The sequence below is a fragment of the Heyndrickxia sp. FSL W8-0423 genome (genome assembly GCF_038009395.1).
Lineage (GTDB): Bacteria > Bacillota > Bacilli > Bacillales > Bacillaceae_C > Heyndrickxia > Heyndrickxia sporothermodurans.
Genome location: NZ_JBBPBE010000001.1, coordinates 2,522,550 through 2,533,520 on the forward strand (window position 1 = coordinate 2,522,550; position 10,971 = coordinate 2,533,520).

Sequence of the window (10,971 nt, forward strand, 5' to 3'; positions counted from 1 at the left end):
GGGAGTATGAACACTAAGATTTACCGATCCGCACGGGAAATGAAAGAGAATAATAAATAACTATGATAAAAAGGCGTGTATCTGATGGATTATGTTGAAAATATTCAATCGATAAAATCAAAAAAAGGCTCAAAAAGTCGTTCGAAAAATAAATCGAATAATCAAAGATGGGCGGTATTATCAATATCCTCAATACCGCTTGTCATGACGCTTGGAAATTCGATGCTAATTCCGGTTCTTACGGTTATGGAGAACAAATTAGACATTTCTTCTTTTCAAAGCAGTTTTATTATTACGATTTACTCCATTGTTGCCATCATTCTTATCCCTATTGCGGGATTTTTATCAGATCATATAGGGAGAAAAAAGGTGATTATCCCAAGCTTGATCATTACAGGGATTGGAGGACTCATTGCTGCATGGGCGGGGTGGAAAATGGAGCATCCCTATTGGATGATTTTAATCGGACGTGCTTTACAAGGGGCAGGGGCTGCGGGAGCTTTCCCAATTGTGATGCCGCTTATTGGCGACATGTTTAAGACAGACGAAGAAGTAAGCAGCTCATTAGGACTAATTGAAACGTCTAATACACTTGGAAAAGTTTTGAGCCCGATTTTAGGGGCATTTTTAGCGGGATTTTATTGGTTTATTCCCTTTTTTTCAATCCCTGTTTTTTGTTTAATTTCAATTTTACTTATGTTATTTCTAGTGAAAACTCCAAATAAAAGACAAGAACCGATTCCTTTTAAGAAATTTATTGCTAGCGTAAAAGAAACATTTAAAAATAATTCAAGATGGCTGTATTCTATATTTATGATAGGGATTATCTTAATGTTTGTATTATTTTCCGTTTTATTTTACTTATCTGATACTTTGGAGAAAGTTTATCATATTAAAAATATAAAAAAGGGGCTTCTGCTTGCCATCCCATTAGCAGCTCTTTGCTTAGCTTCTTATACTACTGGGAAATTAATAAAAGAAAACAAAGTTTTAATGAAATGGGTCACGTTTATAGGGATAATTTTATTGGTTATATCGATAGCAGTGCTAGGTTTTTCGAAGACAATGTGGTTTATGTTGATGCTATTTACAATAGGCGGAATTGGTATAGGAGTAAGTTTACCGTGCCTTGATGCCTTTATAACTTCAGGAATTAAAAAACAAGAATGTGGGACGGTTTCCTCGATATATAGCTCGATGCGTTTTATCGGTGTAGCTGCAGGCCCGCCAGTTATGGCTATTTTAATGAAAAGTGCTGAAAATTCATGGTTTTACATGCTTAGTGGTTTGAGCTTAATTGCCGCGATTGCGACTTTTTTTGCGATTAAACCTGAAGCTGAACAAGGGGCTGATGGTCATTAGTCCAACAGAAAAAGAAAAGGTAATAAATTGTTATCCAACTTAAGAAGTTTTCAAAGAGAGATTATTGCTATTCCGCCCGTAAGTAGTAACAGTTAAAACCTCTATTCATTTTGAGTTTGACTAGTTTCCAGTTCTACTGAAAAACGATAAAAGGCACCTTTCCTCGGAGGAAGGTGCTTTTTACGTTAAATGAATATTTGCTGCATCTATTATTTTGAAAGCGGTTGCACGAAAATTATTAATAATTAGAATTGACGGAAAAGTATAATTATATTATTGTATTAATATTATTTATTCCTTCGTTATGCGAATAAATACAACATCATAGAAAGAAGGTAAACTTTATGCCGCAAATGCTAGCTTTAGTCATTGTCGTTTTTATTCTTTTAATTGGAGACTGGGTGGCGGTACGAACCAAAGCCTGGGTGCCATCAATCTTTATTTCAGCAATTCTATTTCTTATCGGATATTGGACATTCTTTCCAAAGGAAATCGTTTCAATTGCTGGTATACCGTCGGTAGTTGCAACGATGCTGATGTACCTCCTAATTACAAATATGGGAACATTGCTGTCCCTAGAAGAATTGAAACAACAATGGAAGACTATTATTATTGCCCTTTCAGGGATATTAGGGATTATCGTCCTGTTGTTGGGGATTGGAACCTTTATTTATGGATTTAAAACAGTTGTTGTCGGTATTCCGCCACTGGTAGGTGGTATCGTGTCCGCTTTGATCATGTCAGAAGGGGCAAAGGAAGCAGGTCTCGCTTCTCTATCGGTATTTGCTATCGTCATTTACGTTATGCAGGGATTTGCCGGATACCCTCTTACTTCAATCATGTTAAAAAAAGAAGGGAAAAAACTACTTGACCAGTATCGCAAGGGTGAAATAGCCGTGAAGGCGCAAGCTCATTCGGCGGCTGAAACTGCAGCTTCCCTAGAATCTGTAATGTCGACAGAGCTTAAACTTTTTAAAAAACTTCCGGAAAAATATAACACAGAGTACTTTAAGTTTTTTAGACTTGCTTTGGTTGCTTTACTTGCCTATATTGTTTCCACTCTATTGGCACCTGTTATATCAATAAGCCCGTTTGTTCTGTGCTTACTGTTTGGGATAATTGGAAAAAGCATTGGTTTTCTCGAGAAGCAGACGTTACAAAAAGCAAATGCGTTCGGTTTTGCCATTATGGGACTTATGTTATTTATATTCGATGGGTTAAAACAGGCGACACCAAGCATGATGTTGGAAATTATTTATCCACTCGTAGGTACAATTGTGATTGGAGTAATCGGGATGTACATTTTCTCATTTGTCGCAGGTAAGATCTTTAACGTAAGCAAGGAAATGGCATTTGCGATATCCTTAACTGCCCTATATGGGTTTCCAGCTGACTACATTATCACGAATGAAGTAATTAAATCATTAACAAAAGATGAGAAAGAAAAAGAGGTGCTGACAAGTCACATGCTACCGCCAATGCTGGTCGGCGGGTTTATCACCGTTACTATTGTATCAGTTATACTTGCAGGCATCTTTGTCAAATTCTTATAAATAAAAGAGGCGATTTAAATGAAGAATCTTCAAGCACGAATTGAAGAACATATTAACACATTAGGTCAATTTACAGCTACACCTGGAAATGGGACAACACGGCTTACTTATAGTAAAGAGGACAGGCAGGCACGGGACTATCTGATTGAAAAAATGAAGGAATACGGATTAACGGTTCATGAAGATGGATTGGGTAATATTTTCGGAAAGCTCGATGGTACACTAAAGAATGCGCCAAGTGTTCTCATTGGCTCCCATTTTGATTCTGTTCCAAATGGAGGTTCTTATGACGGACCTGCAGGTGTAGTGGCAGGTCTTGAAGTAGCTGCACTTTTTGCTGAAAATCAAATTAAACCTAAATACCCGCTAGAGGTGATTGCATTAATTGAGGAAGAAGGAGCACGATTTGGCGGAGGTTTAATGGGTTCAAGAGGGATTACCGGTTTGCTGAGTGAAGAAGATTTCAAGAAGTTAAAAGATAAAGATGGGATTACTACAATAGAAGCAATGGAAAAAATCGGATTGGATCCATTACTTCCTAAAAAAAGAGATCCTAAAACAATCAAGGCCTTCCTAGAGTTGCACATCGAACAGGGACCGATTCTTGAGGAAAAAAATATTCCGATTGGTGTAGTGGAGACAATTGTCGGTCTGACTCAATTTGAAGTCACTGTTGAAGGACAGGCCGGACATGCGGGCACCACACCGATGGATCGACGATCGGATGCACTTGTAACTGCTGCTAAAATGATTGCTCAATTTCCTGACCTCGCCATCGAAGAAGGGGAAGGAACCGTCATTACAACGGGGCAATTGAATGTTTTTCCAAACGGTGCCAACGTCATCCCGAAAAAGTGCGTTTTTACAGTTGATATACGGTCTGGTAAGGAAGAACATATCCAAAATGTCATTCGGAAACTGAACGAATTAATAGAGTCATATAACACAAATGATATTCGAGTTTTGGCAGAGCAGCAATTATATATGCGGCCGAAAGCCATGAATCAAGAGATTGTCGCTCAATTAAAAGAAATCAGCAGTAAGTTAGAGTTGCCTTACTGTTCAATTAACAGCGGTGCAGGCCATGATGCCATGGTTTTTTCTGACTTTACGGATGTCGGGATGCTATTCATTCCAAGTAAACATGGTCTGAGCCATTGTCCGGAGGAGTGGTCGGACTCCCGACATATCGCAAATGCCGTTCAAATATTTTTTGAAACAGCAAAGAAATTAACGGGAACAGAATAACCATGATTAAATGAAAAACTAACACGGTTTAACAAAATAGCGATGAATGAATAAAGATGATCTCTGTTCAAATTTAGAGATCATCTTTTAAAAATGTTTTATAAATGGTACACATTAAATAATGGTTAGAGTTTAACCATAAATTATTTTTTCATTTCTAACACTTTGTCCGCATCAGGTGTTACATATATAGTTTGCTGTTGTTCGTAAATGACAAAACCAGGTTTTGCCCCGTTCGGTTTTTTTACATATCTTACCTTCGTATAATCAACAGGAACAGAGGAGGAATCTTTTGCTTTACTATAATAGGCAGCTAGATTTGCAGCTTCTACAATCGTTTCAGTACTTGGATTTTTACTGCGAATGACTACATGTGAACCGGGAATATCTTTTGTATGCAACCAAACGTCGTCCTTACCTGCCACTTTATTTGTTAAATAATCGTTTTGTTTATTGTTTTTCCCCACTAAAATTTCTGTTCCATCTGAAGCAGTATAGGTCTCAAGGGTTATTTTTTGTACCTTTGCTTTATTTCCACGTTTTTGTTTAAGACGAATATACCCTTCTTCCGCTAGCTCCATTCGTATTTCTTCAATATCCTTTGGTGATGCGGATTCCATTTGCTGCAATAAGCTATCGAAATATTTCATTTCTTCCCGAGCTTTTTCGATTTGTTCTTGTACGATAACAAGAGCAGTTTTTGCCTTTTGATACTTTGAAAAATAACTTTGTGCATTTCCTGACGGAGTTTTTCTAGGATCCAAAAGTATTTTTACCATTCTAGCATTTTCATCATAGTAATTTATCACTTCTATTTCAGACATGCCTCTTTTAACTAAATGTAGATTTGCTGTTAATAATTCACCAAATAATTGATAACGATCTGCATTTTCTGCTTCCAATAATGTCGCTTTTAATTTTTCTATTTTCGTCTCATTTTTTTCTCTTTCATTTTTAATAAATCTTTCTAAATCATGACCTTGTTGTTTAACACGATCCCTTTCTGCCTTACCAAAATAAAATCGATCAAGCATTTCACTGATTGTACGATAGGATTTAGTTTCACCATTTAAATAAGTAATTGGTATGAAATAGAAGGCCTCTTTGTTGGCTGTTTGAATGATTGTTGGACAATTATTGTAAGTAGATATGTCTTTCATGACGTCCATCATTGCTTCTGGAATCGTTGTACGATTGACTAACCCTGCACGGTGAACAATTTCTTTTGCTAGAAGTGGTGAAAGTCCTGAAAAATTTTCAACCAATTGCTTATCCATTTTACCGCTATTAAAATCAAGTTTTCGTACGATCTCATCCTCTGTCAAATGAAGAGGATTTGTTTTATCCTGTTTCGGCGGGAAAACATATTCTTGACCTGGAAGAATAGTACGGTAACTATTGATGAATGATGGCACATGTTTAATGCTATCTATGATCATGTTTTTTTCTTTATCTACCAAGATGACATTACTATGACGGCCCATGATTTCCACGAATAACTGCTTATAAGAGATGTCACCGATTTCATTACGACCTTTAATTTCAAAGATCATCACGCGATCAAGACCCGCTTGATAAATATTTTCGATAAAATATCCTTCAAGATGTTTACGTAAGAGCATACAAAACATGGAAGGATCTTGTGGATTTTCATGTTGTTCGTTCGTTAATTGGATCCTTGCATAGCTTGGATGTGCAGAGATGAGTAGTTTATGATTTTTTCCGTTTGCACGAATAACGATAATTATTTCATTTTGGTATGGCTGGTGGATTTTATTTATCCTTCCTCCAACAAGTATTTCGGCAAGTTCTTTTGTCATTGCCCTAGTTAATAAGCCGTCAAAAGACATAATTCACATTCCCTTACTACAATATTTCTAATCATTATATCATTTTTTGGGACAGGGCTGAATAACTTGATATTAGGTGGACAACTACGGTTTCGGTAAGGGGAGAGTGTATTGTGAATGATGTTCCATGAAATGAAGGAAAAAGATGTTGAAAAGGTATTAAATTCAAACATCGATCAAGGATTATCAGATAGTGAAGTCGAAAAAAAGCGAAAACAGTTTGGGTGGAACGAGTTGCAAGAGGGGGAAAAGCAATCTGCACTCATGCTTTTTATTAGTCAATTTAAAGATTTTATGGTATTGGTTCTCCTTGCAGCTACGTTAATTTCCGGTTTACTAGGAGAATATATCGATGCAATTGCGATTATTATGATTGTGTTGATTAATGGTTGTTTAGGATTCTTTCAAGAAAGAAAAGCAGAAAAATCATTAAATGCATTAAGAGAGTTATCTGCGCCACAAGTGGTGGTACTACGTAATGGTGAGTGGAGTAAAATTCCATCAAAAGAAGTAGTCGTTGGAGATATTCTGAAATTTTCAAGCGGGGATCGAATTGGAGCGGATGTTCGATTAGTTCATACGGCTAATTTAGAAATTGAAGAGTCTGCATTAACAGGTGAATCAGTGCCAGCTGTAAAAACAATTGACCCGATCACGGAGAAAAATGCCAGTTTAGGGGACTTAACTAATATGGCATTTATGGGGACGATGGTAACGAGAGGCAATGGAGTTGGAATTGTCACCGGCATTGGGATGAATACTGCGATGGGGAAAATTGCTGATATGATTCAAAATGCCGAAACAATGATGACACCGTTGCAACGAAGGTTAGAGCAACTTGGAAAAATACTAATTACTGTAGCACTTCTATTAACATTGCTAGTTGTTATAGCAGGTGTTGTTCATGGACATGATCTGTATACGATGTTTTTAGCAGGTGTTTCACTAGCTGTTGCTGCCATTCCTGAAGGTCTGCCGGCAATTGTTACCGTTGCTTTGTCACTTGGAGTACAACGGATGATTCGTAACAACGCGATTGTCCGAAAACTTCCGGCTGTTGAGACATTAGGATGTGCATCGGTTATCTGTTCCGATAAAACAGGGACGATGACCCAAAATAAGATGACGGTTACCCATTTGTGGAGTGGTGGAAATACGTGGACTGTATCAGGTACAGGCTATCATCCTAAAGGGAATTTTTATAAGGATAAGGAAGAAATTGTTCCGCATAAAGAAAAAAGTCTATATCAACTTCTAACTTTCGGTTTACTTTGTAATCATGCCGAAATCCAAATGAAGGATGATGAATTTATCATCGATGGGGATCCTACTGAAGGAGCATTGCTTGTTTCTGCTATGAAAGCGGGAATGACGAGGGAATCAATTCTTAAACAATTTACAATCGAGAAGGAATTTCCGTTCGATTCAACGAGAAAAATGATGAGTGTCGTCGTGAAAGATAAAAATGGAAAAAGGTTTGTTATTACTAAAGGTGCGCCGGATGTTTTAATTGGTTTAAGTGAATCAGTATTGTGGGACGGGAAAATGCAATCCTTATCACTAGAATTACAAAGAGGAATACAATCTTCTATTGAAAATTTAGCTTCGAAGGCATTAAGGACAATTGCGGTTGCATTTAAGCCATTACAAGAATATACAAACATAATGCATGAATCAGAAGCTGAAAAAGGGTTAACTTTTGTTGGGGTACAGGGGATGATCGATCCACCGCGCCCAGAGGTGAAACAAGCGATTAAAGAATGTCATGAGGCCGGTATTAAAACGGTAATGATTACTGGAGACCACGCTATTACAGCTAAAGCAATTGCGAAACAGCTAGGTATTTTAAAGGGAAAGTCGAAAGTAATCGAGGGTTCAGCATTAAATGAAATGTCCGTTGATGAATTAGAAAATGTTGTAGAGGAAGTATCTGTTTTTGCAAGGGTTTCTCCAGAGCATAAATTAAAAATTGTTAAAGCTTTTCAAAATCATGGTCATATTGTTGCAATGACAGGTGATGGCGTTAATGATGCACCGGCAATTAAATCCGCTGATATTGGCATTGCCATGGGGATTACGGGTACAGATGTTGCAAAAGAAGCTTCATCCTTAATATTATTAGACGATAATTTCGCCACGATAAAAGCGGCGATTAAAGAAGGTCGTAATATTTACGAAAATATTCGAAAATTTGTTCGGTATTTACTAGCATCCAACGTTGGTGAAATTTTGGTTATGTTATTTGCGATGTTAATGTCACTTCCTTTGCCACTCGTACCAATCCAAATTTTATGGGTGAATCTTGTCACAGATGGGTTACCTGCTATGGCACTTGGATTAGACAAACCTGAAGATGATGTGATGAAACGAAAACCACGTCATCCGAAAGAGGGAATATTTGCAAGGAAACTTGGCTGGAAAGTTGTATCCAGAGGTTTTCTCATAGGATTGGTCACTTTGCTTGCCTTTTTAACGATTTATCGTAAAAATCCGGATCAACTAGAATATGCTCAAACCGTTGCATTTGCGACTTTAGTATTAACTCAACTTATCCACGTTTTTGATTGTAGAAGTGAAAAATCAGTATTTAATCGAAATCCATTTGGCAATATGTACTTAGTTTGGGCGGTTATTTCTTCGATCCTACTCATGTTAATCGTCATTTATGTACCATCGTTACAACAAATTTTCCATACGCTACCGATTATACCGAAAGACTGGTTACTAATCGTTGGATTAAGCTCAGTTCCAACTTTTTTACTAGCAGGTTCACTTTTTGTAAGAAAAAAAGAGTAAATTATGATATAATGCCAAAGGTAATAGAGAAACTCTCTATTACCTTTCTATTTTTTGAAATCCGCTATACTATATACATAAATGATAAATACCAGTTAGTATAAGGGATGTGAGAATGTTAATGTTTAGCATGACTGGATATGGCAGCAGCAAAAAGGATTCTACGCGATTTGGTGTATTTGTTGAAATTAAATCAGTAAATCACCGCTTTAGTGAAATAAATATACGGATGCCGAGACAATTAATGAAAATTGATGATAAAATTAAAAAAGTAATAAATAAATTCATTAATCGCGGACGAGTAGAAGTGTTTGTTACGTTAGATGGTGATGGACTTACCCATAAAAGTTTACATATTGACTGGAATCTACTTGATGATTATTATCAGTTTATAAACACGTTAAAACAGAAATATAATTTCCCCGACGATATTCAACTGCGGGATATATTAATGAATGAAGATTTTCTAGAAATTGTTGAAAAAGAAGATGAGAATGAAGAAATATATCAGCTTGTCCTTGAGGCTGTTGAAGAAGCAGTTCAAAATCTTAAAGCGATGAGGGAAGTTGAAGGGAAAGAACTGTTTCAAGATTTATCTGATCAAATAAAACACTTTAGTCAACGCATTTTGTATATAAAAGAACTAGCACCATTAGTCGTCGAGCAATATCAAACTAAATTACAAAAACGTATGAATGACCTTTCGGATGGTATAATTGATGAAGCAAGATTGATGACCGAAATAGGCATATTTGCCGAAAAAGCAGATATTAACGAAGAAATTACAAGGTTAGAAAGTCATGTAGCCCAATTTAAAGATACAATATTACTTCAAGAACCAATTGGAAGAAAGCTTGACTTTATGATTCAAGAGATGAACCGGGAAGTAAACACGATTGGTTCAAAAGCAAATCATTCGAAAATTTCATCTTATGTTGTTGATATGAAAACGATACTAGAAAAAATAAGGGAGCAAGTACAAAATATTGAATAATCATGATTATTTACATGATTTAAGGTGTAAAATAGACTATTAGTTGTTTGGGGGATAATGATGTCTATAAAGCTAATAAACATCGGATTTGGGAATATTGTTTCGGCAAATAGGATTATTTCAATTGTAAGTCCGGAATCTGCTCCAATTAAGCGACTAGTTCAAGATGCAAGAGATCGCGGAAGCTTAATTGATGCAACTTACGGAAGGCGTACAAGGGCTGTCATTATAATGGATAATAATCATGTTATTTTATCTGCTGTTCAGCCTGAGACAGTTGCACATCGTCTAGGAAATAAGGACGATAATGGTGAAGAAGGGTAGGATTCTTGAATGAAGGAAAAAGGGTTATTAATTGTTCTTTCGGGACCATCTGGTGTTGGAAAAGGAACTGTTAGGAAAGCGATTTTCTCTAAAGGTGGAACGAAGTTTGAATATTCTATCTCTATGACGACACGGAAACCAAGAGAAGGTGAAGTCGATGGGGTTGATTATTTTTTTAAGTCAAAGGAAGAGTTTGAAGCTTTAATTAAACAAGATAAGCTTTTGGAGTATGCAGAATATGTTGGCAATTATTACGGTACTCCAATTGATTATGTAAAAGAAACATTGGATTCGGGTAAAGATGTATTTTTAGAAATTGAAGTTCAAGGTGCTAAACAAGTAAGGGAGAAATTTCCTGATGGACTGTTTATTTTTCTTGCCCCACCAAGCCTTTCAGAATTACAAACACGGATTACGACAAGAGGAACCGAATCCGATGATTTAATTAATAATCGCATGAAAGAAGCGAGAAAAGAAATCGAGCTTATGCGATTATATGATTATGTCGTCGAAAATGATCAAGTTGAGGCTGCATGTGAACGTATAAACGCCATTGTTCAAGCAGAACACTGCCGTACAGAGCGAGTTGCCCCAAGATATATAAAAATGCTGGAGGTTGAATAAAATGTTATACCCATCTATTGATAAATTGTTGAAAATAATTGATTCGAAATATTCTCTTGTTTCGGTAGCGGCAAAGCGTGCTCGTCACCTTCAGGAAGATGGTAAAGAGACATTAGATCATTTTGAATCGCAAAAGTATGTCGGCAAGGCATTAGAAGAAATTTATGCGAAAACATTAGTCGTAAAAACAGATAATAATAAAGATTTTTCATAAAAGTGG

9 protein-coding genes are annotated in these 10,971 nt (G+C 36.5%); 8 read left to right on the forward strand and 1 reads right to left on the reverse strand.

Features of this window, described 5'->3' with window-relative positions; translation table 11 throughout:
• Nucleotides 1-84: 84 nt before the first annotated feature.
• The 3 genes from MKY81_RS12825 to MKY81_RS12835 all read left to right on the forward strand — a co-directional run bounded on the left by MKY81_RS12825 (nt 85) and on the right by MKY81_RS12835 (nt 4,163).
• Complete coding sequence (locus tag MKY81_RS12825) at nt 85-1,362, forward strand: MFS transporter (RefSeq protein WP_066230154.1); 1,278 nt, start codon at nt 85-87, stop codon at nt 1,360-1,362.
• Nucleotides 1,363-1,706: 344 nt separating this feature from the next.
• Nucleotides 1,707-2,915, forward strand: coding sequence for a hypothetical protein (locus MKY81_RS12830; RefSeq protein ID WP_341117985.1), 1,209 nt, complete (start codon nt 1,707-1,709; stop codon nt 2,913-2,915).
• Nucleotides 2,916-2,933: 18 nt separating this feature from the next.
• Complete coding sequence (locus tag MKY81_RS12835; protein WP_066230159.1) at nt 2,934-4,163, forward strand: Zn-dependent hydrolase; 1,230 nt, start codon at nt 2,934-2,936, stop codon at nt 4,161-4,163.
• 143 nt (nt 4,164-4,306) lie between these two features.
• Here MKY81_RS12835 and MKY81_RS12840 read toward each other — a convergent pair whose 3' ends face one another.
• Nucleotides 4,307-6,013 carry an Rqc2 family fibronectin-binding protein gene (locus MKY81_RS12840; protein WP_341117986.1) on the reverse strand — a complete coding sequence of 569 codons (1,707 nt, stop codon included), beginning with the start codon at nt 6,011-6,013 and terminating at the stop codon, nt 4,307-4,309.
• Nucleotides 6,014-6,130: 117 nt separating this feature from the next.
• On the opposite strand from MKY81_RS12840, the gene MKY81_RS12845 reads away from it, so the two are divergent.
• The 5 genes from MKY81_RS12845 to rpoZ all read left to right on the forward strand — a co-directional run bounded on the left by MKY81_RS12845 (nt 6,131) and on the right by rpoZ (nt 10,965).
• Nucleotides 6,131-8,809 (forward strand): calcium-translocating P-type ATPase, SERCA-type, encoded by a 2,679-nt coding sequence (locus MKY81_RS12845; protein WP_066230170.1) that lies wholly within the window; start codon nt 6,131-6,133, stop codon nt 8,807-8,809.
• Nucleotides 8,810-8,924: 115 nt separating this feature from the next.
• Nucleotides 8,925-9,803: a YicC/YloC family endoribonuclease gene (locus MKY81_RS12850; protein ID WP_066230173.1), complete on the forward strand. Its 879-nt coding sequence runs from the start codon at nt 8,925-8,927 to the stop codon at nt 9,801-9,803.
• Between the two features lie 60 nt (nt 9,804-9,863).
• Nucleotides 9,864-10,127 carry an extracellular matrix/biofilm regulator RemA gene (remA, locus tag MKY81_RS12855; RefSeq protein ID WP_066230175.1) on the forward strand — a complete coding sequence of 88 codons (264 nt, stop codon included), beginning with the start codon at nt 9,864-9,866 and terminating at the stop codon, nt 10,125-10,127.
• 9 nt (nt 10,128-10,136) lie between these two features.
• Nucleotides 10,137-10,751, forward strand: a complete 615-nt coding sequence (gene gmk / locus MKY81_RS12860) for a guanylate kinase (protein WP_066230178.1) — start codon at nt 10,137-10,139, stop codon at nt 10,749-10,751.
• 1 nt (nt 10,752) lies between these two features.
• A complete protein-coding gene (gene rpoZ / locus MKY81_RS12865) occupies nt 10,753-10,965 on the forward strand; it encodes a DNA-directed RNA polymerase subunit omega (RefSeq protein ID WP_066230181.1) in 213 nt (70 codons plus the stop codon).
• Nucleotides 10,966-10,971: the final 6 nt, after the last annotated feature.